Below are 21,419 nucleotides of genomic sequence, written 5' to 3' on the forward strand. Positions count from 1 at the left end.
CATGCGGGTGCTGGTGGTCGAGGACGAGGTCCGCACGGCGGAGCTGCTGCGGCGCGGGCTGACGGAGGAGGGGTACGCGGTCGACGTGGCCGCGGACGGCCCCGGCGCGGTCTGGCAGGCCGCCGAGGTGCCCTACGACCTGATCGTCCTGGATGTCATGCTGCCCGGCTTCGACGGCTTCGAGGTCTGCCGCCGGCTGCGGGCGGACGGCTGCTGGGCCCCCGTCCTCGTGCTCACCGCCCTCGGCTCGGTCGGCGAGCGGGTGCACGGCCTGGACGCCGGGGCCGACGACTACCTCGCCAAACCGTTCAGCTTCGCCGAGCTGTTCGCCCGGCTGCGGGCCCTGGTCCGCCGCGGCGCCCACCCGAGACCCGCCCTGATCACCGTGGGCGATCTGCGCCTGGACCCGGCGAGCCGCAGGGTGTGGCGGGGCGACCGGGAGCTGCGGCTTTCGCCGAAGGAGTTCGCGCTGCTGGAGCTCTTCCTGCGCAACCCCGGCGACGTACTGACCCGGACCCGCATCCTGGAGCACGTCTGGGACTTCCCCTGCGACGGGGTCTCCAACGTCGTCGACCAGTACGTGGCCTATCTGCGCCGCAAGGTCGACCGGCCGGACGAGCCGTCCCACCTGGAGACCGTCCGCGGTGCGGGCTACCGGCTGCGGGCCGGGGCCGTACGGGGCGGCTGAGCGGGCATGCCGCTGCGCAGGCGGCTCGCCCTGATCTTCGCCCTCGGCACCGCCCTGGTCATCGCCGCCGCCGGACTCCTCTTCCTGAACCGCCTGAGCGCCGGTCTCGACGCCTCCCTGGCCGACTCCCTGCGTGCCCAGGCCGACGCCGAGGCGGTCCGGCTGGACGTGGCGGGCCCCCTCCCGCCGCTCCCGCCCCCCTCCGCGCACGCCGCCGACGCGGACCACGACACGGGCGCCGGTGCCGAGAAGGTCGCCCAGGTCCTCGCCCCGGACGGGCGGCTGCTCGCCTACACCGACGGCGCGGGCCGCACCCCGCTGGCCGACCCGGCGCAGGCCCGGACCGGGAACCGGGAGGAGGTCTGGTTCACCACCTCCGTGCAGGGCCAGCACTACCGGATGCTCGCCGTCCCGGCCACCAACGCGGGCCACGACGTCGTCGTCCTGGTCGGCTCCAGCACCCGGCTCGTGGACACCGCGACCGCGCACACCCGTGACGCGCTGCTGCTCGGCGGACCGCCCGCCGTGCTCGCCGCCGGGCTCGCCGCGTACTGGCTGGCCGGTTCGGCGCTGCGCCCGGTGCACCGGATGAGCGGCAGGCTCGCGGAGATCACCGAGCAGGACACCGGGGCCCGGCTGCCCGTGCCCGCCACCCGCGACGAGATCGCCACCCTCGCGGTCACCATGAACGACGTGCTGGACCGGCTGGCCGATGCCCTGGCCCGGCAGCGCGGATTCGCCGCCGACGCGGGACACGAACTGCGCACCCCCCTGACCGCGCTCAAGGCCGAGCTGGAGCTGGCGGCGCAGCCCGGCCGCACCCGGGAGGAGCTGGCCGCCGCGGTGGCCGCCGCCGCGGCGGACACCGACCGGCTCATCCGGCTCTCCGAGGACCTGCTGCTGCTGAGCCGCACCGACGAGGGGCGGCCGGTGGTGCGGCCCGAGCCGATGGACCCGGCCGGGCTGCTGGCCTCGGCGGTACGGGCCGCCGCCTCCCGCGCCGCACCCGCCGACGTACGGGTCCGGCTCCGCGCCGACGAGGACGTCACGATGACCGCCGACCCCGACCGGCTGCGGCAGGCCGTCGACAACCTCCTCGACAACGCCCTGCGCTACGCGCCCCGGGGCAGCGAGGTCGACGTCGCGCTCACCGTCACCGGCCCGGGGCCGCAGGCCCGCGCGGTCATCGAGGTCCGCGACCACGGCCCGGGCTTCCCGCGGGCCTTCCTGCCCCGGGCCTTCGAACGGTTCGCCCGCGCCGACGCCGCCCGCAGCAGACACGGCGGCGGCGCGGGCCTGGGGCTGGCCATCGTGCGATCCATCGCGCAGGCGCACGGCGGCACCGCGACCGCGGACAACGCACCGGGCGGCGGCGCGAGAGTCCGGCTGGAGCTCCCGCTGACCCCGCCGGGGGCACCCGGGCCCTGAACATGTCAGTACTCACATCCGGCGTACACGTTCGCCTCACCCACCGCCGCGCACCCTGGAGGCATCGGCGCACCGGAGCGCCGGAAGCACTCAGTGCGAGGTGAACATCCATGAACGCGAAGGTCTCCACGAAGAAGGGCCTGAGGACGCGCGGCCGTGCGGCGGCGGTCGGAGCGGTGTGCGCGGCCATGCTCGCCGGCGGAGCGGGGGCGGCGATCGCGGCCCCGGCGACCCTGCCGACCGTCCATCCGACGACCGTCGCGGCGGCGACACCGACTCCGACGAAGACGGCGTCCATCACCGCACACGCCAAGCCCACTTCCGTGAAGGCGGGCGGCAGCGTGGTCATCTCCGGCAAGACGATGGACATCAAGACCGGCAGCAGGCTCGGGGTGCGTCACCTCAACAGCAACGGCAAGTGGACCCCGCTGCACGCCAGCGCCACCGTCCGGCACGGCGGTGTGTACGCCGTGCACGTGAAGCTCCACCACAAGGGCGAACAGCAGCTGCGGGTGACACACGGCAAGACCATGTCGCCCATCGTGCGCGTGCACGTCACCTGAACTCCCCCTCCGGAGCACCCGAACCCCAATGGTCTGGACCTTGACAGGTCCAGACCAGCGGGGTTTGAGTGGCGGGACGTCCCGACGGCCCGCTGAGGTGCTCGGCGTGCCCCGCCGAAGGAGTGAGCAGCGCTGAAACGCATCAAGAGCCTCCTGACCGTGCTGAGTTCCGTCGTCGCCGCAGTGGCCCTCCTCCCCGCCACCGCCACCGCCTCCGCCGCCACCGCCTCCGCCTCCGCCGACGAGCCGACCACGCGGTGCGCGCCGCTGTGGAACTCCTCGACCGCCTACACCCGGGGCGGCACCGTCTCGCACCACGGCCGCAACTGGACCGCCGAGTGGTGGACGCGGAACGAGAATCCGGGCGCCACGAGCGTCTGGGCCGACCGGGGTGCCTGCACCGGCGGAGTCTCGGACTTCGTCATCAGCGAGGCGCAGTTCGACGCGATCTTCCCGGAGCGCAATCCCTTCTACACGTACCAGGGCCTGATCGACGCCCTGCACGCCTACCCGCGCTTCGCCAACACCGGCACCCCCACCACCCGCGCCCAGGAGGCCGCGGCCTTCCTCACGCACGCGGACTTCGAGTCGGTCGGACTCCGGTACGTGAAGGAGATCAACGAGGACAACTACTGGCGCAAGTGCGACTACAGCCGGCCGTACGGGTGCCCGGCCGGGCAGAAGGCGTACTACGGCCGCGGCCCGATCATGTTCAGCTGGAACTTCAACTACAAGGCCGCGGGCGACGCCCTGGGTCTCGACCTCCTGAACGACCCCTGGCTGGTCGAGCGGGACCCGTCCGTCGCCTGGCAGACCGCGCTCTGGTACTGGAACACCCAGAACGGTCCCGGCACGATGACCTCGCACGAGGCGATGGTGGGCGGCGCCGGATTCGGCGAGACGATCCGCTCGCTCAACGGTGCCCTGGAGTGCGACGGCGGCAACCCCGCCTCGGTCGCGGCCAGGGTCGCCGCGTACGAGCGGATCACCGGCGTCCTCGGTACGGCCCCGGGCTCCCGGCTGAGCTGCTGACGGTCCGGATACCGATCGCGGGCGTCCCGCATGCTGGACGGGCCCGGAGGTTTTACCTTCGGGCCCGTCCGTGTCGCGTCACCCGATCCGGATGAACTGACTCCGGAATCACCCCTGTTGAGAGCGGGGTCGACGGTGCGGGTGCGCCGTCGGCCCCGCCCGTGCGCGCTTCCTTGCGAACACTTTCCCTAATGGTCCAGACCTTGACAGGTTCAGACCACCGACGCTTCAGTGACCGTCAACCCCCCTGGCGGTGCACCGTCCGGCTCGTTGCGCCGCACCGAAGGAGTGATCGCATGATCAGACGCATCATGGGCCTGCTGGCCGCGCTCGGCACGGTCGTCGCGCTGCTCGTCGCGCTTCCCGCGACCACCGCGGCGGCGGCGGCCGACTGCGCGGCCCCCTGGAACTCCTCCTCCGTCTACACCGGCGGCATGTCGGCCTCCTACAACGGACACAACTGGTCCGCCAAGTGGTGGACCCAGAACGAGACCCCCGGCAGCTCCGACGTCTGGGCGGACCAGGGCAGTTGCGGCGGTGGCGGCGGTACGGACCCGGGCACCCCGTCCGGCTTCGTCGTCAGCGAGGCGCAGTTCAACCAGATGTTCCCGAACCGGAATTCGTTCTACACGTACAGCGGGCTGACCGCGGCGCTGAGCGCCTACCCGGCCTTCGCGAACACCGGCAGCGACACCGTCAGGCGCCAGGAGGCGGCGGCGTTCCTCGCCAACGTCAGCCACGAGACGGGCGGTCTGGTGTACGTGGTCGAGCAGAACACGTCCAACTACCCGCACTACTGCGACACTTCCCAGCCCTACGGCTGCCCGGCCGGCCAGGCCGCGTACTACGGCCGGGGCCCGATCCAGCTCAGCTGGAACTTCAACTACAAGGCGGCCGGTGACGCGCTCGGCATCGACCTGCTGGGCAACCCGTACCTCGTCGAGCAGAACGCCTCGATCGCCTGGCAGACCGGCCTGTGGTACTGGAACACCCAGAACGGTCCCGGCACCATGACCGGTCATCAGGCCATGGTGAACGGCGCCGGGTTCGGCGAGACCATCCGTTCCATCAACGGCACCCTGGAGTGCAACGGCGGCAACCCCGCCCAGGTCCAGAGCCGGATCGACCGCTACAAGGCGTTCGTGGCGATCCTCGGCACCACGCCCGGTGACAACCTGAGCTGCTGACCGCATCGGCGCCGCGCGTACGACGTACACGCGGCGCACGCACGACCCCACCCGACGGGGGCGTGTCCGGCTCCTGCCGGGCGCGCCCCTTCTCGGTTCACGGGAGAGGGGCCGTGTCCTCGGCGTCCAGGGACCGGAAGGCCAGCCAGAGGTCGTAGCGGGCGCTGGGCGCCTGGAGCAGCGAGCGGCCCAGGACGGATTCGAGCCGGGTGAGGCGTTTGCGCATACCCGGTACGGAGATGCCCAGGGCCTCGGCGGCCGGGGCGAGCTGGGCCCCGTGGTCCAGCCAGACCCGGAGGGTGCCGAGCGGGTCGACGGTGTTGCGGGGGGCCTCGGGGCCGGTGAGCGGGCGCAGTTGCCGGGTGGCCCATTCGCGTACGGCCGGGGCGCGCAGGAGCTCGTCGAGGGTGGGCGGCCCTTCGGCCGGCCGCTCGTCCCAGCGGGGGTCGCGGGGCAGCGCGGGGGTGGCGCGGATGCGCAGGGCCAGGTCGAGGACGGCCTGGTCGCCGACCTGGTTCAGGTCGAGGCCGAGGAGTTCGCCGATCAGCCGGAGCCGGGCGGCCAGGGTGTTGCGGTGGATCTTCAGGTGCTGGGTGGCGTGCGAGGAGAAGGCCAGCCAGGACGCGAGCGTCGCCGAGAGCTCCTGGCTGCCCGGGTCCTGGCCGCGCCGCGGCAGATACGTCAGCAGCGGGTTCAGCAGCCGGTCCGCCCACCGTGCCCCCGCCGCCCCGGAGGCCACCGCCGGATCGGGCGCCGAGCCGAACCGGGCATGCCGCTCCGGAAGGGCGCGGGCCACCGCCAGCGCGTGGAAGGCCTGGCGGTACCCGGTCGCGGTGTCGGGCAGCGGCAGATCCGCGCTCACGCCCACGACGGCTTCGGGCACCACCTCGGCGACCCGCAGGCCCAGCCGCTGCTCGGCCGGGTCCGCGTCGGCCGGGACGATCAGGATCAGGTGGCGGGCGTAGACCGGGCAGCGGACGATCCAGGACCGGCCGCCGGACAGCTCCGTGCAGATCCGCGCCACCTCGTCCCGGCGCCCGCTCGCGCACTCCACCACGTACAGCCGGACCGGGTCCGGCAGCGGGGGCCGCAGCGCGCCCGCCACCTGGTGCGCTATCGACAGCTGGCCCGTCATGAGCAGGTGCAGTACCGCCTCCCGGCTGCGCGACTCCGCGAGGTCCACCCGGCGCCGCTTGCGCTCCACGGCCTCCGCCGTCCAGCACAGGGCGAGCGGCATCGCCGCGTCGGAGAGCAGATGGGCCAGCCCGTCCGGCAGCGGACTCGGCGCGACCACGGCGAGGATCGGCGCGGCGGCGTCCGGCGGGCCGTCCAGCGGGAAGAGAAGTGCGGTGTGCCGCTCGTGGTCGAAGGAGAAGGCGCGGGCGTCGAGCCCGGAGATGTCCTTGGCGTACGCGCCCGCCAGCGCGGCCGCCTCGGCGCCCGTGCCCTCCGCGCCCCGGTTCACGCCGTGCAGTACGGTTCCGTCCCCGTCGAGCAGCCCGGCCCAGCCCGCTGCCCGGCCGGACACCCAGTGCAGGAGTTCCCGAGAGCCGCCCGACCGGGCCAGCCGGTACATCCGCATGACGTCATCGGCCCGTTCCCGCGCGCGCACACGTCCTCCATCCGCCCGAAGCGACCACAGCGATCAGCCGAGACCGTTCCGCCGCTAAGCGGAACGAAGGCTGCCGGTTTGATTGTGCGTGCTGATACCTGTAGCGGTCCACACAGTGCGAAGTGAATCTTCCGGCTCTGTACTCGACGACTTAAAGTCCGAACACGGTTGCGGCACACCCCTCGGGGGAGGGGGCAGGGGGACGGCGGCCGCGGCTCACGGGGGTGGCCGCTGTCGTCGGCCGCAGCCGTTTTCTCTTTTCTCTCCGGTTGTCAGTGCCGCCTTCTAGGGTCGGGCGGCATGGAATTCCGTATAGAACGCAACGCCCTGACCGATGCCGTGGCCTGGGCCGCCCGGGTGCTTCCCACGCGTTCGCCCGTTCCGGTGCTGGGCGGGCTGCTGCTGGAGGCGGCCGACGGCCGGCTGAGCGTCTCCGGCCTGGATTACGAGGCTTCCGCCCGCATCGAGGTGGAGGCGGAGACCATACGGCCCGGTCGGGTTCTGGTGCTGGGCCGCCGCCTGCTCGACATCTGCCGGGTGCTGCCCGAGCGGGTGGTGGAGTGCGCGGTGGAGGGTTCGCGGTTCTCGCTGACCGGCGGCGGGGCGCGATTCGGCCTCTCGGTGCTGCCGTTCGACGACTACCCGGCCCTGCCCGTGCTGCCGGAGGTGCTCGGCGAGGTGGACGCGGCGCTGTTCGCCGCGGCCGTCTCCCAGGTGGTCGTGGCGGCGGGCCGGGACGACACGCTGCCGACGCTGACCGGCATCCGGCTCGCGCTGGACGGCGACGCAATGACCCTCGCCGCCACGGACCGCTACCGCTTCGCGGTGCGTACGTTCGGCTGGAAGCCCGGCCGTGACGGGATCTCGGCCGATGTCGTGGTGCCCGCCCGAAGACTCACGGAGATCGCCCGTTCCTTCGCCCCGGACGGCATGGTCCGGATCGCGCTGGACGGTGGTTCGGCCGGGTTCGAGCAGGCCGGTACGCGGACGACGGTGCGCCTCTTCGACGGGCGGCTGCCGCGCCACGACAAGCTGTTCGCGATGACGGGCGCGGTCACCGCCGGGACGGACCGGGTGCCGCTGCTCGCGGCCGTCAAGCGGGTCGCCGTGGTAGCGGACGGCGGCAGCCCGCTCCACCTCACGTTCTCCGGCGACTCGGTGCTGCTCCAGGCGGGTTACGAGGACGATGTCGCCTCCCAACGACTGCCCGCCGTGTGGGACGGCGCCGACGAGCTGACGGTCGCGTTCAACCCGGGCTATCTGATGGACGCCCTGGGCTCGTTCGACGCCCCGGCGGTCCGGTTCGAGCTGATGGGCCCCGGCCAGCGCGCGATGATCACCGGCCGGACCGCGGACCAGGAATCCCCGCACCGAGACACTTCCGCCCCGGACAGCGCGCACCGCGGGGCGGACCATCAGCACCTGCTGATGTCGGTCAAGCCACTGCTCTGAGTCATGTCTCCTGCTGGCTCGACGGACGCTCTGACGCGGCGGCGAGGTTCGCGGCGGGCCGGGCCGGGGTGGGGGCGGAGGCGGGCACGGGTGCGGGGCCGGGTGGTTCACCCGGCCCCGCGATCGAGCAGCCGCCCGACGGCCGGCTACTTCGTGAAGTAGAAGTACTGCCAGGCTCCGTGCGTGGTGGAGTTCACCGTGTCGCCCGAGCTGCCGTTGACGTACGAGGCCCGCACGCGCATCCGGTACCCCGTGTCATGGGTGCCCTGCAGCGTGACGATGGTCTTCCCGCCCGTGCCGAGCATGAAGTAGTCCGAGCCGGCGTCGTACCACTTGCCCTGGTAGTTCAGCTGGAGCGTCAGCTTGTGGGCGCGGTTCTTGTAGTACGTCATCGACGTCGTGAAGACCGGGTTGGTCTTCTTGTGGAAGTACTTGTACGACGTCTTGCCGATCTTCGCCGTCTTGTAGTGCTTGGAGATGGAGGTCGAGACCTTCACCTTGGCGTACGCGGTCGACTTGACCGTCTTGCCCGCGTACCGGCCGTCGCCCTTGAAGACCGCGGTGACCGTGGTGTCCCGGGTCATGTCGACGACGGTCGACAGGTTGCCCTTGGAGTTGACCTTGCCGGTCTTCACCAGCTTCTTCGGCTTGTCCGCGCCGAACGGGTCCACCCACAGCTCGACGGTGCGGTTCTTGTACGTCGTGCCGAGGTGCGCGGTGAACGTCACGTCGGCCCCGTACGAGTACAGCGCCTTGTTGCGGTTCAGCGTCAGCGTGGGGACCGTCCGGGGCACGGCGACCTTGGCGGAGCCGGAGCCCGCGGAGTGGGTCGCGTCGCCCGCGTACGTCACCTTGTACGTGACCTGGCCGCCCGAGGTCGGGGTGTCGGTGAAGGAGAAGCTGCCGTCCGGCTTCAGCGTTACCGCGGGCAGCGCCTTGCCCTTGGGCGAGTCGATGTCGGTACGGGTGACCGTGGCCTTGGAACCCGCCGGGAACGCGCCCGTCGAGCCCGCCCTGCCGGTGATGGTCAGCTTCTTGTTCAGCGGCGACTTCGCCGGGGCCTTGACGGTGACCGTCGTCGGGGACTTCACCGCGTCGGTGAGCACCCGCAGCGAGCGGACGCCGTAGCTGTTCTCGGAGACCGCGAACAGACGGCTGCTGTCCGGCGCCCAGGCGAGCCCGGCCGGTACGAGTTCGTCCGAAGCGCTGGAGTTCCCGGTGTTGGGGAAGTCGTACGTCCGGATCGGCGTCGTGGAACCCTGCTTGTAGACGTACACGTCCGGGTCGTACCAGCCCTGGATGCCCGCGGCGACCGTGCCGTCCGGCGCGATGTCCACGGCGTTGGGGTACGCGTTGGACGGGTACGAGGTCCCCAGCGTCAGGTCCGAGGTCTTGTAACCCTGGTGCTTGTACGGGTATCCGCTGGCCACGACGACCTGCGAGCCGTCCGGGGTCAGCGCCAGGTCGCGCAGGTTGCTGCCGTCGGTACGGAGCTGCGCGGTGCGCGAGGCCGTTCCCGAGGCGACGTCGTACACGGCGATCTGGGCGGGGCTCTGCCCCTCGATCCCGGCGGCCAGTGTGCCCGGCGCACCCGGCGCGGACGCCAGGGTCGGGGCGGAGTACCAGGTGCCGTCCGGGTCCTGGTCCAGCGTGACGACCGGCTCCTGGCCGGACAGGTCGAGCGAGCCGATGTTGCCCTCGGTCGCCGCCCCGTAACCGAACCAGAGCTTGCCGCCCGCCAGTGCCGGGTGGGTGGGCTTGGTGTTCGGGCCGGTCGCGTACCGGGCGGACTCCACCAGAGCGGCGGTGTCGATCACCGCGATCGCGTCGGCGTCGGGCACCCCGGCGTACAACGTGCCCGAGTCGGCGGAGAGTTCGAGGCCCGTTACGCCGGGCAGGGACGGGATGGTGCCGACCACGTTGCCGCTGTAGTCGGTGGCGAGGATCTTCCCGGTGGTCGGGTCACTGATGAAGACCCGGTGGTGCACACCGTCCGCGACGACATCGCCGACCGAAGCGGCGGGAATGACCTTGCTGGAGTCGGCGGCGGCCGGATTCGCCGCCCCGCCGACCAGAACCACTGAGCTGAAGAGGACCGCGAGCGTGGTCGCGGTCGAGATTCTGCGCGTACGCAAAATGATTTACCCCCACGGTAAGAGGGGGCCGAGGCATCCATTGACGAGAGAAGGGATGCGGCCCCACATCCGCAGGGTATGACATGTACGTCCACAGGTCGTACACATTTGCGGGGACGAGGTCCGCATCACCGGCCCTGCCCCCGCGAACCACTCCGCCCGGCCCGCACACGCGAGGAACACGGCCGGGCCCCGGGCCGGTCGGTCCGTGCGTCGCTGCTGCTCGACGCGGGCACGGCGACACCGGGCCGGGGCCGCGCGGCCCGGTCCGCTAATCGTCCTTGGTGTAGGTGAGCCGTTCGCCGCTGCCGTTGTTCTCGCGGCGCAGGGTGCCGTCCGGGAGCAGGGTCAGCGTCGTGGCGCCGCCCGGGGTGCAGGACGTCATCGGTTCGCCCACCTCGACCGTGGACGGGCCGATCCTGACCGGCCCGCCCCGGGACGGCGCCGCGGAGAGGCTCGCCCGGAAGACGCAGCGGTACGAGCCGCCGGTGCCGAGCGGGCCCTCGGCGGTGAGGGTCAGGATGCTCGCGCCGACCGCGCCCTGCTCGATGACGAGCTTCCGGGTGGAGCGGCCGGCCGCGTTGTCGATGGTGCCGGACCAGGTGCCGAGATAGCCCGGGGGGACGGGGCCGTCGCCGTTCTTCCCGCCGGTACCGGCACCGGGGGAGGAGCCCGGCGGGGAGGAGCCGCCGGACGGATCGCCCGCGGCGGGCGGGGCGGCGGTGGGGCCTGCGTCCGACCCGGCCGGCTTCTCGTTCATGAGCGTGTAGACCGAGCCGCCCGCGCCGATCGCCACGAGTACGGCGACGACGACGAGCGCGATGGTCGCGCCCTTGCTCCGGCGGGCCGGTTCGGGCTCGGGATGGGGGGCTCCGTTGTGGGTGGGGCCGAAGGGAGGGGTGGGGCCGAAACCGGTGGGCGGGTACGGCGCCTGCTGGTGCTGCGGCGGGTAGCCGTACCCGGCGGGGGGCTGCGGGGGGCCGAATCCGCCACCGGGGCGCGGGGGGCCGAACCCCTCGACGGGGTGCGGCTGGGCGGGTTGCGGATAGCCGTAACCCGGGGCCGGGGTCTGCTGCGGGTGGCCGTACCCGTAGCCGGGGGCCGGGACGTCCCGCGGGTGCTCCTGGGGCTGCTCGCCCGGGAAGCCCGAAAGGTCCTCCGGGCCCTCGGACTTGCCGGGGTTCGCGAAGCCCGAAAGGGCCGGGGGCTCCGAGCGGCCCGCGGGGCCCGGGAGCCCTGCGGCTTCCTCGGGGGCCCTCGGGTCCTCCGGGTCCTCGGAGTCCAGCAACTCGACCGCGTGGCGGCCGAGTTGGGCGATCAGCGCGCCGGGCAGCCAGGGCTCGGTCGAGTCCGCGACGGACAGCCGGTCCAGAATCGCGTCCGTCGTCGGACGGGCGGCCGGGTCCTTGTGCAGGCAGTCCCGCACCAGATCGACGAGGTCCACCGGGACACCGGTCAGGTCCGGGTCCTCCTCCGCGATCCGGAACATCTGCGCGTGCACCCGGCTGTCGGCCGTGCCGAACGGGAGGCGGCCGGTCGAGGCGTACGCCAGTACCGTGCCGAGGCAGAACACGTCGCACGCCGGGGTCACCCGCTCGCCGCGCACCTGCTCGGGCGCCATGAACCCGGGCGAGCCGACCAGGGCGCCGGTACGGGTGACCCCGCCGTCCGTCGCCGTGTCGAAGGCGCGGGCTATGCCGAAGTCGATGACACGCGGCCCGTCGATCGTCAGCAGGATGTTGGAGGGCTTGAGGTCGCGGTGGATGAGCCCGGCCGCGTGGATGGCCCGGAGGGCGTGGGCGAGCCCGGACCCCAGGATGTGCACCGAGCGTTCCGGCAGCGGCCCGTACGCCCCGGAGGACGCCTTCGGGGCGCCCGCGCGGCCGGTCACGGTGGCGTGCAGCGAGGGCCCGGCGACGTACCCCGTGGCGACCCACGGCACGGCGGCCTCCGTGTCCGCGTCCAGCACCGGGGCGGTCCACACGGAGCCGACCTGGCGGGCGGCCCGCACCTCCTGGCGGAAGCGGTCGCGGAACTCCTGCTTCTCGGCCAGCTCACCGCGTACCAGCTTGATCGCGACGGTCCGGCCCCGCTCGGACCGGGCCAGATAGACCTGGCCCATGCCCCCGTCGCCGAGCCGGCCCAGCAGCCGGTAGGCGCCGATGGCGCGCGGATCTTGCGGTGTCAGGCTCTGCATTGACGCTGACACGTCCTTCCCCCAGGAATCGGCCCTCTGCCCGGCCGGGCCCGGCGTGGCCCGCCCGATGCCCGCTCGATCATAGGGATGCACGCGGAGCACGGCCGGGGCGGTTGCGGTTCAGGGCGTCCCCGGTGCGCTCGTGGCGACCCGACACCCTGCACAGCGGAACGCCCCACGCCATACAACCTGGTCATGTCGGGCCGCTCCCGGCACGTTCTACGCTCGCCGCATGACCCCTCATGCCGACCCCGCCGCCGGTGCAGCCGTCAAGGCCGCCGACCGAGCGCACGTGTTCCACTCCTGGTCCGCCCAGGGCCTGATCGACCCGCTCGCCGTCGCCGGCGCCGAGGGGGCGTACTTCTGGGACTACGACGGCAACCGCTACCTCGACTTCACCAGCGGTCTCGTCTACACCAACATCGGTTACCAGCACCCCACCGTCGTCGCCGCGATCCAGGAGCAGGCGGGCAAACTCGCCACCTTCGCCCCCGCGTTCGCGATCGAGGCGCGCTCCGAGGCCGCACGCCTCATCGCCGAGCGCACCCCCGGCGACCTGGACAAGATCTTCTTCACCAACGGCGGTGCCGAGGCCGTCGAGAACGCCGTCCGGATGGCCCGGCTGCACACCGGCCGCACCAAGGTGCTCGCCGCGTACCGCTCGTACCACGGCGCCACCTCCACCGCGATCAACCTGACCGGTGACCCGCGCCGCTGGCCGTCCGACAACGGCTCGGCGGGCGTCGTCCACTTCTGGGCGCCGTTCCTCTACCGCTCGCCGTTCTACGCCACGACCGAGGCCGAGGAGTGCGCCCGCGCCCTCCAGCACCTGGAGGACACCCTCGCCTACGAGGGCGCCGCCAACGTCGCCGCGATCATCCTGGAGACCATCCCCGGCACCGCGGGCATCATGACGCCGCCGCCCGGCTACCTCACGGGCGTCCGCGAGATCTGCGACCGCTACGGCATCGTCTTCATCCTCGACGAGGTCATGGCGGGCTTCGGCCGCACCGGCAAGTGGTTCGCCGCCGAGCACTTCGACGTGGTGCCCGACCTCATCACCTTCGCCAAGGGCGTCAACTCCGGTTACGTGCCGCTCGGCGGCGTCGCGATCTCCGCCGAGATCGCCGCGACCTTCGACACCCGCCCCTACCCGGGCGGACTCACGTACTCCGGTCACCCGCTGGCCTGCGCCGCCGCCGTCGCCACCATTGGGGTGATGGAGGACGAGAAGGTCGTCGAGAACGCCGCCCGCATCGGCGAGACGGTCCTCGGCCCCGGCCTGCGCGAACTCGCCGAGCGCCACCCGTCGGTCGGCGAGGTCCGCGGCCTCGGCGCGTTCTGGGCGCTGGACCTGGTCCGCGACAAGGAGACCCACGAACCGCTGGTCCCGTACAACGCGACCGGCGAGGCCAACGCCCCGATGGCGGCCTTCGGCGCGGCGGCCAAGAAGAACGGCCTGTGGCCCTTCATCAACATGAACCGCACCCACGCCGTACCCGCCTGCAACATCACCGAGGCCGAGGCCAAGGAAGGCCTCGCGGCCCTCGACGCGGCGCTCTCGGTGGCCGACGAGCACACTGCGTGACACCGGCGCCGACGTCACGGCGCCCCTCCCCGCCCCTCTCCGCGCCTTCTGCCCGGATACGGGCACCGCGACCCTGGATTAAGGTGACCGCAGGCAAGAAGAACGGGGAGGGGCGCCATGGGCGCGAGCGGAGCTGTGACCCGCAGCACACTGCGGCAGCAGATCGCCGACGCGCTGCGTGACGAGGTGCTCGCCGGACGCCTCCAGCCGGGGCGGGAGTTCACGGTCAAACAGATCGCCGAGCAGTACGGGGTGTCCGCGACCCCCGTGCGCGAGGCGCTCTTCGATCTCTCCGCCCAGGGGCTGCTGGAGACGGACCAGCACCGCGGCTTCCGGGTACGGGAGTTCACCGTCGCCGACTACCGGTCCCTGGTCGAGGCCCGCAGCCTGGTCATCGACGGCGTGGTCCGCAGCGTCTACTTCGGCGGCGGGCTCCCGGCCGCGCCCCCGCCGGTCGAGTACCCCGACTGCCTGGTCTCCGTACGCCGCCGGGCCCAGGAGGCCGCACGGGCGGCCCGGGGCGGCGACCTGGACATTCTCATCGGCTACGACCTGCGGTTCTGGCGCGAGCTGGGTTCGCTCGTGGGCAACGCGTACATCAACGAGTTCCTGCACCGGCTCCGCGTGCAGACCTGGGTGTTCGCGGTGCCCTACCTGCGCCACGACACCCGCGACCGGGACGCGCTCTGGCACGGCCACGAGGACCTGGTCGCGGCGATCGTGCTCGGCGACCCCGGCGCGGTGCGCACGGTGCTGGACGACTACCAGAACCACGCGCTGGGCTGGGCGGACCGGCTCGCGGCGGAAAGGGCGTAGGGCCGCAGGGCCACTGTGCGCGGCGCGCGCACCGCATTACGCTGTCCCGACCATCCCGAACATTCCGATGCGCACCCCGTGGGAGAGCGAGACCTCGTGGCCTGTGACCTGTGGCTGGTCCCCCTCGTCGATGTGCTGTGCCACAGCCCCGACAACCCGTTCGCCGAAGAGATCGCCGTCTACGACAAGGCGTTGGGCGAGGCCGGACTGCCGCCCGTACCGGTGTACGCCTACATGCCGGGCCTGACCGGCGACGTCGCCCCCGTCGCGGGCTTCGACTACGACGCGCTGCACTTCCTGCGCCGCGCCCTCCTGCTCCAGCTCAGCGGCCTCGCCGTCACCCCGGTCGGTGAACTGGGCAGTGACTACGAGCAGTTGCTGGAGATGTTCGAGGAGTCGGCCCGCCAGTCCCACCTGGTCTGGCATTACGACCACGCCGGGGCGTACGTCCCGGTGGACTTCGCCGCCCCGCTCACCGCCGACGACCTGCTGGAGGGCGGCGGCCCGCTCGGCTCCTCGCACGGGCTGCTGCGGGAGCTGGAGTACGTCGCCCCGTCCATCGGCATCGACCCGGCGAACCCGCCGCTCGCCCCGCTGCCGCCCGCCGCACCGACCTCCCTGGAGGAGCCGGCCGCGCCGATGCCGTACGACGACAGCCCGTTCGCCCGCGAACGGCACGTCTGGCTGGGGCTGCACGCGGCGGCGACCCGGAGCCTCGCCCAGGGCTCGATGATCGTCTTCGGCTAGCCCGTCCCGTTCCGGCCCGGAGTCAGCGGGGGGACTCCGGAGGGCGCTGGCGCGGCATGTTCGGCCGGGCCAGCGTCTGCAACGGGAACCGCCCCGGCAACGCCCCCGGGTCCGGGCGCGCGGTGTTCCCGGCGTTCGACGACAGGGCCTGCATCCCCATCGGCGCGGGCCCGGCCCGGAACTCCACCATCCAGTCCGCCGTCTCCGTACGCACCAGCTCCGTGAGGTCCTCCGAGAACCGCCGCAGCACCCCCAGGCACCGCTCGGCGGCCTCGCTGGCCGTCCCCTCCGTCGGCCCGAGCATTTCCCGTACGCACTCCGACGCCCAGTCGAACTGGAGTACCTGGAGCCGCCGTTGCACGGCCTGGGCGGTGGCGAGATTCCTTATCCAGCCCGACGTGAGTCCGAAGTACCGGTCGCAGGCCATGCACGCGGCGGCCAGCAGCAACGACAGGTAGCCCCAGCCCGCCGCCCCGCGCAGCGCCCCGGTCAGATCGAGCAGCGGGAGCGCGGCGCCCGCGGCCGCCCCGAGCGCGGTGCCCGTCCGCAGCGTCCTGGCGGCACGGCGCTTGCGTACCCGGTCGCCCAGATACCACTCGGCGGTGCGCAGCGCGTCCGCCTCGACCCAGCGGTACACCTCGTCGAGGCGGTCGGCGGGCTCGCCCCAGTCACCGGGCGGAAACGGCGCGGCGGTCAGATCGCGGCCCCGGCCCCGCTCGCCCCGGCCCCGCTCCCTGCGCTTTCCCCGGCCTTCCCGAGCTTCCCGGACTTCTCGGACTTTCCGGACTTCCCGGCGCTCGCGGCCGTGTGAGCCGGAGCCGGCGTCGGGCTCTTTGCGGGACGGCCCCTCGGGCTGCATCTCCGGCTGGCTCACCGGGTACTCCTCTGCGTAGCGACGCCTGACGTGGCGATGGGCGAGACGGCGGGTGCTCACTGCTCTCCGGCGTGGCCGACAGTACCGTTCGGGTAACTTTGCGTGACGATCGGTGCGCCTGGGTGTCCTGATGTGTATGCCCTTCCTACCGCCGAATGGTGGGCCATGGGGTAGAAAACGCGTTATTCCCGGTTGTGCGGGGCTTGTGATCAGGTATATGGGCGCGACAGGGGGTGCCTGAAACTCACCCGAAAGAGTTGCGCGTGAGTGAGTGGAGCACGTTGTCCGGGGAGCACGTAGGCTCGGCATACCGAAGCTTTTTGTCGTCGAATTGCCAGGAGTGACCGTGATTCCCGGTGGCGGGCAGCCCAATATGCAGCAGCTGCTGCAGCAGGCCCAGAAGATGCAGCAGGACCTCGCCGCGGCCCAGGAGGAGCTGGCCAGGACCGAGGTCGACGGCCAGGCGGGCGGCGGTCTCGTGAAGGCCACCGTCACCGGCTCCGGAGAGCTCCGCAACCTGGTGATCGACCCCAAGGCGGTCGACCCCGAGGACACCGAGACGCTCGCCGACCTCGTCGTTGCCGCGGTCCAGGCGGCGAACGAGAACGCGCAGGTGCTCCAGCAGCAGAAGCTGGGCCCGCTGGCCCAGGGCCTGGGCGGCGTGCCCGGCCTCCCCTTCTGAGCCCCGCGCCCACCGAGAGACCAGACGACGCAGGTAGGAAAGGAAGGCGTTCCCGTTGTACGAAGGCGTGGTTCAGGACCTCATCGACGAGCTGGGCAGGCTGCCCGGCGTCGGTCCCAAGAGCGCGCAGCGGATCGCCTTCCACATCCTCCAGGCCGAGCCGACCGATGTGCGCCGGCTCGCCCACGCGCTCCTGGAGGTCAAGGACAAGGTGCGGTTCTGCTCGGTCTGCGGCAACGTCGCGCAGCAGGAGCAGTGCAACATCTGCCGGGACGCGCGCCGCGACCCCTCGGTGATCTGTGTGGTCGAGGAGCCCAAGGACGTCGTCGCGATCGAGCGGACCCGCGAGTTCCGTGGCCGTTATCACGTGCTGGGCGGTGCGATCAGCCCGATCGAGGGCGTCGGCCCGGACGATCTGCGCATCCGCGAGCTGCTGGCCCGCCTCGCCGACGGGTCGATCACGGAGCTGATCCTGGCCACCGACCCCAACCTGGAGGGCGAGGCGACCGCGACGTACCTCGCCCGGATGGTCAAGCCCATGGGCCTGCGGGTCACCAGGCTGGCCAGCGGTCTGCCGGTCGGCGGCGACCTGGAGTACGCGGACGAGGTGACTCTGGGCCGCGCCTTCGAGGGGAGGCGCCTGCTCGATGTCTGACAGTGCTGCCGGAGCCGCCGGGGCCGTTGCGTCCTTCGGTGTTCTTCCGCTGGCCGTTTGCGCGACCGGTCCCGCGACTCACCACGGCTTTACGTTCAGCGACGCTATGTTCTACTCACCGTTTGCGACCGTGCCCCACGGGAGGTCCCCTCGATGTCCGACGCCACGCTGAACTCCGTCACGCAGGACCCGGACGACTTCGCCGTCCAGATCGCCGACCAGATCAAGACATTCATCGTCGCGGTCACCGAGGTGTCCAGGGTCGAGGAGCCCGAGGAGGCCGTCCCCGTACTGCTGCTCCAGGTCTCCCAGCTCCTGCTGGCGGGCGGCAGGCTCGGCGCGTACGAGGACATCGTCCCCGACGAGCGCTACGAGCCGGACCTGGGCGCGGAGCCGGACGCGGACGGGCTGCGCGAGCGCTTCGCCGCCCTCCTGGAGCCGATCGACGTCTACTCCGAGGTCTTCGACCCGTACGAGCCCCGCAAGGCCCCGGTCCCGGCCCGGATCTCGGACGACCTGGCCGACCTGGTCACCGACCTGCGCCACGGCCTGGCCCACTACGAGGAGGACCGCACCACCGAGGCCCTGTGGTGGTGGCAGTTCTCCTACTTCTCCAACTGGGGCTCCACCGCCTCCGCCGCCCTGCGCGCCCTCCAGTCCCTGATCGCCCACATCCGCCTCAACCAGCCCCTCCAGGAGCTGGACGGCCTGGACACCGACTCGGAGACCCTGGACGACGAGCTGGCCGAGGAGGCGGGCCGCGTCATGGCCGAGGAGATCGCGGGCCCGCTGGGCCTGCGCCCGGTGCAGTAGCGGTGCTGACGCCCCGCTTGGGCGTTCGGCGGCGATGCCGGGCGGCGGATGGCCCCGGCGCCCGGGCCCACCGTGGGGTGGGGCGCGTGCGGGAGTGCGAGGGCGTGCGGCGGGCGGCCGGGACGTACGAGCGGCCCGGTACGACGCGCCGATGATCGCTGGTTGAGCAGAACATCTCACCATGTGGTATCAACGGGGCGTTTTCGGACCGCTCGTTAGACTGAGTCGACCGCAGTAATGGACTGAGCGAGGAGCGCACGTGGGCCTTGTCGTGCAGAAGTACGGAGGCTCCTCCGTAGCCGATGCCGAGGGCATCAAGCGCGTCGCCAAGCGAATCGTCGATGCCAAGAAGAATGGCAACCAGGTGGTTGTCGTGGTGTCGGCGATGGGCGACACGACGGACGAGTTGATCGATCTCGCCGAGCAGGTTTCCCCGATCCCTGCCGGGCGTGAGTTCGACATGCTGCTGACCGCCGGAGAGCGGATCTCCATGGCCCTGCTGGCGATGGCGATCAAAAACCTGGGCCACAAGGCCCAGTCGTTCACGGGCAGCCAGGCAGGCGTCATCACCGACTCGGTCCACAACAAAGCGCGCATCATCGATGTGACGCCGGGCCGTATCCGTACGGCGCTGGACGAGGGGAACATCGCGATCGTCGCGGGGTTCCAGGGCGTGTCCCAGGACAAGAAGGACATCACCACCCTCGGCCGCGGCGGGTCCGACACCACCGCCGTCGCGCTCGCGGCCGCGCTGGACGCCGAGGTCTGTGAGATCTACACCGATGTGGACGGTGTCTTCACCGCCGACCCGCGGGTCGTGAAGAAGGCCCGGAAGATCGACTGGATCTCCTTCGAGGACATGCTGGAGCTGGCCGCGTCCGGTTCCAAGGTGCTGCTGCACCGGTGCGTCGAGTACGCACGCCGCTACAACATCCCGATCCACGTCCGCTCGTCCTTCTCCGGACTGCGCGGCACCTGGGTCAGCAACGAGCCGCAAGGGGACCAGAAGGTGGAGCACGCGATCATCTCCGGAGTCGCCCATGACGTCTCCGAGGCCAAGATCACCGTCGTAGGGGTGCCGGACAAGCCGGGCGAGGCCGCCGCGATCTTCCGCACGATCGCGAACGCGGAGATCAACATCGACATGGTGGTGCAGAACGTCTCCGCCGCGTCGACGGGGCTGACCGACATCTCGTTCACCCTGCCCAAGGCCGAGGGCCGCAAGGCCATCGACGCCCTGGAGCGCAACCGCGGCACCATCGGCTTCGAGTCGCTGCGCTACGACGACCAGATCGCGAAGATCTCGCTGGTCGGCGCCGGTATGAAGACCAACCCGGGGGTCACCGCGGGCTTCTTCGAGGCGCTGTCGGACGCCGGGGTCAACATCGAGCTGATCTCGACCTCAGAGATCCGCATCTCGGTCGTCACCCGCGCCGACGACGTCAACGAGGCCGTGCGCGCCGTGCACACCGCCTTCGGCCTCGACAGCGACTCCGACGAAGCCGTCGTCTACGGAGGCACCGGCCGATGACCGCCCGCCGCCCCTCGCTCGCGGTCGTCGGCGCGACCGGGGCGATCGGCGGCGTCATGCTCCAGATCCTTTCGCAGCACGCGGACGTCTGGGGCGAGGTGAGGCTGGTCGCCTCGCCGCGTTCGGCCGGTCGCAAACTGGTCGTACGCGGCGAGGAGAGCGAGGTCCTCGAACTCACCGAGGGCGTCTTCGACGGCGTGGACGTGGCGCTGTTCCTGGTGCCCGAAGACGTTTCCGCGCGGTGGGCGCCGATCGCCGCCGCCAAGGGCGCGGTGGTCGTCGACGACTCCGCCGCGTTCCGGCTCGATCCGGACGTTCCCCTGGTCGTCCCCGAGATCAACCCGCACGCCGTACGGATTCGGCCACGCGGCATCGTCGCGAGCCCCCACTGCACGACGCTCGCGCTGATCGTCGCGGTCGGCGCGCTGCACGCCGAGTTCGGGGTGCGGGAGCTGGTCGTCTCCTCGTACCAGGCGGTGAGCGGGGCCGGCCGGGACGGCGTCGCGGCGCTGCGCGAACAACTGTCGCTGGTCGCCGGTACGGAGCTGGGCACGACGCCGGGCGATGTGCGCCGGGTCCTGGGCGACGCGGAGACCGGCCCCTTCGCCGCGCCCGTCGCGCTCAACGTGGTGCCCTGGGCCGGGACGGAGGCCGGGGACGGCTGGTCGTCGGAGGAGCTGGCGATACGCGACGAGTGCCGCAAGATCCTCGACCTGCCGAACCTGCGGATCGCGGCGACCTGCGTGTACGTACCCGTCGTCGCGACGCACTCGATGTCCGTGCACGCCAGGTTCGAGAACGAGATCGCGGTCGACCGGGCCCACGAGATCCTGGCGACGGCGCCGGGCGTGGTCCTGTACGACAATCCGGCGGTGGGTGACTTCCCGACCCCGTCCGACGTCGTCGGCACCGACCCGACCTGGGTCGGAAGAGTGCGCAGGTCACTGGATGATCCGCGCGGCCTGGAGCTGTTCGTCTGCGGCGACAACCTCCGCAAGGGAGCGGCACTGAACGTCGCTCAGATCGCCGAATCGGTGGCAGCGGAATTCCCCCGGTCCTGATCGAACCATTTTTGTACGGTCTGTGAACACTCTGTGAGTAAGTTGAAACTCTGAACCTCTTGAGCTCGGGTGTCGCGGTGTCCGACGATGACTTTCGGCCTGCTGCAACCACTGGCCCGGGAAGGTGCGTCTCTGTCGTCACCTCTGGCGCGGCGGGGCGCACATACGGGGCATCCGGGGTCTTCGGGGAAGAGCAGGTACGTATGAGGGCATGTCGCACAGCGGCGAACGCGGCGCCGCGCGCGTACAACCCTGACGGGGGGAAATGTGTCCAACTGGCGTGGCAGAGGTTCTCGACATCACAGTGGTGGGCCCGTTGCGCGGCGCTTCGGTGCGCCCGCTCCGGCGGCCCCGCGCG

Annotated in this window: 18 protein-coding genes; 14 read left to right on the plus strand and 4 right to left on the minus strand. The window is 71.7% G+C overall.

Features of this window, described 5'->3' with window-relative positions:
- Window position 1 precedes the first annotated feature (1 nt).
- The 5 genes from ACFCV8_RS09565 (at window position 2) to ACFCV8_RS09585 (ending at window position 4,898) form a co-directional block, all read left to right on the plus strand.
- Entirely contained in the window at window positions 2–688 is a 687-nt protein-coding gene (locus ACFCV8_RS09565) for a response regulator transcription factor (protein ID WP_376684722.1), read from the plus strand.
- Between the two features lie 6 nt (window positions 689–694).
- Window positions 695–2,116, plus strand: coding sequence for an ATP-binding protein (locus ACFCV8_RS09570; protein ID WP_376684723.1), 1,422 nt, complete (start codon window positions 695–697; stop codon window positions 2,114–2,116).
- Between the two features lie 110 nt (window positions 2,117–2,226).
- Window positions 2,227–2,679: a hypothetical protein gene (locus ACFCV8_RS09575; protein ID WP_376684724.1), complete on the plus strand. Its 453-nt coding sequence runs from the start codon at window positions 2,227–2,229 to the stop codon at window positions 2,677–2,679.
- Between the two features lie 159 nt (window positions 2,680–2,838).
- Window positions 2,839–3,711: a glycoside hydrolase family 19 protein gene (locus tag ACFCV8_RS09580; RefSeq protein ID WP_376684725.1), complete on the plus strand. Its 873-nt coding sequence runs from the start codon at window positions 2,839–2,841 to the stop codon at window positions 3,709–3,711.
- A gap of 296 nt (window positions 3,712–4,007) precedes the next feature.
- Window positions 4,008–4,898 (plus strand): glycoside hydrolase family 19 protein, encoded by an 891-nt coding sequence (locus ACFCV8_RS09585; RefSeq protein ID WP_376684726.1) that lies wholly within the window; start codon window positions 4,008–4,010, stop codon window positions 4,896–4,898.
- Between the two features lie 97 nt (window positions 4,899–4,995).
- On the opposite strand, the gene ACFCV8_RS09590 is transcribed toward ACFCV8_RS09585, so the two are convergent.
- Window positions 4,996–6,474 carry a helix-turn-helix domain-containing protein gene (locus ACFCV8_RS09590; RefSeq protein WP_376684745.1) on the minus strand — a complete coding sequence of 493 codons (1,479 nt, stop codon included), beginning with the start codon at window positions 6,472–6,474 and terminating at the stop codon, window positions 4,996–4,998.
- A gap of 336 nt (window positions 6,475–6,810) precedes the next feature.
- Between ACFCV8_RS09590 and dnaN the strand changes: the two genes are divergently transcribed.
- Window positions 6,811–7,962: a DNA polymerase III subunit beta gene (gene dnaN / locus ACFCV8_RS09595; protein WP_376684727.1), complete on the plus strand. Its 1,152-nt coding sequence runs from the start codon at window positions 6,811–6,813 to the stop codon at window positions 7,960–7,962.
- Window positions 7,963–8,108: 146 nt separating this feature from the next.
- Here dnaN and ACFCV8_RS09600 read toward each other — a convergent pair whose 3' ends face one another.
- Both ACFCV8_RS09600 and ACFCV8_RS09605 read right to left on the minus strand, forming a co-directional pair.
- Window positions 8,109–10,097: an Ig-like domain repeat protein gene (locus ACFCV8_RS09600; protein WP_376684728.1), complete on the minus strand. Its 1,989-nt coding sequence runs from the start codon at window positions 10,095–10,097 to the stop codon at window positions 8,109–8,111.
- 271 nt (window positions 10,098–10,368) lie between these two features.
- Window positions 10,369–12,294, minus strand: coding sequence for a protein kinase (locus ACFCV8_RS09605; protein ID WP_376684729.1), 1,926 nt, complete (start codon window positions 12,292–12,294; stop codon window positions 10,369–10,371).
- A gap of 232 nt (window positions 12,295–12,526) precedes the next feature.
- Here ACFCV8_RS09605 and ACFCV8_RS09610 point away from each other — a divergent pair, with 232 nt between their 5' ends.
- The 3 genes from ACFCV8_RS09610 to ACFCV8_RS09620 all read left to right on the plus strand — a co-directional run bounded on the left by ACFCV8_RS09610 (window position 12,527) and on the right by ACFCV8_RS09620 (window position 15,445).
- Window positions 12,527–13,882, plus strand: coding sequence for an aspartate aminotransferase family protein (locus tag ACFCV8_RS09610; RefSeq protein ID WP_376684730.1), 1,356 nt, complete (start codon window positions 12,527–12,529; stop codon window positions 13,880–13,882).
- Window positions 13,883–13,999: 117 nt separating this feature from the next.
- Window positions 14,000–14,698 (plus strand): GntR family transcriptional regulator, encoded by a 699-nt coding sequence (locus ACFCV8_RS09615; protein ID WP_376684731.1) that lies wholly within the window; start codon window positions 14,000–14,002, stop codon window positions 14,696–14,698.
- 96 nt (window positions 14,699–14,794) lie between these two features.
- Window positions 14,795–15,445, plus strand: coding sequence for a hypothetical protein (locus ACFCV8_RS09620; RefSeq protein WP_376684746.1), 651 nt, complete (start codon window positions 14,795–14,797; stop codon window positions 15,443–15,445).
- A 22-nt stretch (window positions 15,446–15,467) separates the two neighbouring features.
- Here ACFCV8_RS09620 and ACFCV8_RS09625 read toward each other — a convergent pair whose 3' ends face one another.
- Window positions 15,468–16,319: an SLATT domain-containing protein gene (locus ACFCV8_RS09625; RefSeq protein ID WP_376684732.1), complete on the minus strand. Its 852-nt coding sequence runs from the start codon at window positions 16,317–16,319 to the stop codon at window positions 15,468–15,470.
- 346 nt (window positions 16,320–16,665) lie between these two features.
- Here ACFCV8_RS09625 and ACFCV8_RS09630 point away from each other — a divergent pair, with 346 nt between their 5' ends.
- The 5 genes from ACFCV8_RS09630 to ACFCV8_RS09650 all read left to right on the plus strand — a co-directional run bounded on the left by ACFCV8_RS09630 (window position 16,666) and on the right by ACFCV8_RS09650 (window position 21,061).
- Window positions 16,666–17,001: a YbaB/EbfC family nucleoid-associated protein gene (locus ACFCV8_RS09630; RefSeq protein WP_376684747.1), complete on the plus strand. Its 336-nt coding sequence runs from the start codon at window positions 16,666–16,668 to the stop codon at window positions 16,999–17,001.
- A 55-nt stretch (window positions 17,002–17,056) separates the two neighbouring features.
- Complete coding sequence (gene recR / locus ACFCV8_RS09635) at window positions 17,057–17,656, plus strand: recombination mediator RecR (RefSeq protein ID WP_266417409.1); 600 nt, start codon at window positions 17,057–17,059, stop codon at window positions 17,654–17,656.
- A 153-nt stretch (window positions 17,657–17,809) separates the two neighbouring features.
- The gene (locus ACFCV8_RS09640) at window positions 17,810–18,469 is read left to right on the plus strand and encodes a DUF5063 domain-containing protein (protein WP_376684733.1); all 660 of its coding nucleotides are present in this window, start codon (window positions 17,810–17,812) and stop codon (window positions 18,467–18,469) included.
- 259 nt (window positions 18,470–18,728) lie between these two features.
- Window positions 18,729–20,000, plus strand: a complete 1,272-nt coding sequence (locus tag ACFCV8_RS09645; protein ID WP_376684734.1) for an aspartate kinase — start codon at window positions 18,729–18,731, stop codon at window positions 19,998–20,000.
- Window positions 19,997–21,061 carry an aspartate-semialdehyde dehydrogenase gene (locus tag ACFCV8_RS09650; RefSeq protein WP_376684735.1) on the plus strand — a complete coding sequence of 355 codons (1,065 nt, stop codon included), beginning with the start codon at window positions 19,997–19,999 and terminating at the stop codon, window positions 21,059–21,061. The genes ACFCV8_RS09645 and ACFCV8_RS09650 overlap by 4 nt, the downstream gene beginning before the upstream one ends.
- Window positions 21,062–21,419 lie beyond the last annotated feature (358 nt).

This window comes from Streptomyces sp. NPDC056347 (assembly GCF_042262625.1).
Lineage (GTDB): Bacteria > Actinomycetota > Actinomycetes > Streptomycetales > Streptomycetaceae > Streptomyces.

Coding starts and splice junctions, on each gene's coding strand:
- ACFCV8_RS09565 (WP_376684722.1), top strand. CDS start 2: ATGCGGGTGCTGGTGGTCGAGGACGAGGTCCGCACGGCGGAGCTGCTG.
- ACFCV8_RS09570 (WP_376684723.1), top strand. CDS start 695: ATGCCGCTGCGCAGGCGGCTCGCCCTGATCTTCGCCCTCGGCACCGCC.
- ACFCV8_RS09575 (WP_376684724.1), top strand. CDS start 2,227: ATGAACGCGAAGGTCTCCACGAAGAAGGGCCTGAGGACGCGCGGCCGT.
- ACFCV8_RS09585 (WP_376684726.1), top strand. CDS start 4,008: ATGATCAGACGCATCATGGGCCTGCTGGCCGCGCTCGGCACGGTCGTC.
- ACFCV8_RS09590 (WP_376684745.1), bottom strand. CDS start 6,474: ATGTACCGGCTGGCCCGGTCGGGCGGCTCTCGGGAACTCCTGCACTGG.
- dnaN (WP_376684727.1), top strand. CDS start 6,811: ATGGAATTCCGTATAGAACGCAACGCCCTGACCGATGCCGTGGCCTGG.
- ACFCV8_RS09605 (WP_376684729.1), bottom strand. CDS start 12,294: ATGCAGAGCCTGACACCGCAAGATCCGCGCGCCATCGGCGCCTACCGG.
- ACFCV8_RS09610 (WP_376684730.1), top strand. CDS start 12,527: ATGACCCCTCATGCCGACCCCGCCGCCGGTGCAGCCGTCAAGGCCGCC.
- ACFCV8_RS09615 (WP_376684731.1), top strand. CDS start 14,000: ATGGGCGCGAGCGGAGCTGTGACCCGCAGCACACTGCGGCAGCAGATC.
- ACFCV8_RS09640 (WP_376684733.1), top strand. CDS start 17,810: ATGTCCGACGCCACGCTGAACTCCGTCACGCAGGACCCGGACGACTTC.
- ACFCV8_RS09650 (WP_376684735.1), top strand. CDS start 19,997: ATGACCGCCCGCCGCCCCTCGCTCGCGGTCGTCGGCGCGACCGGGGCG.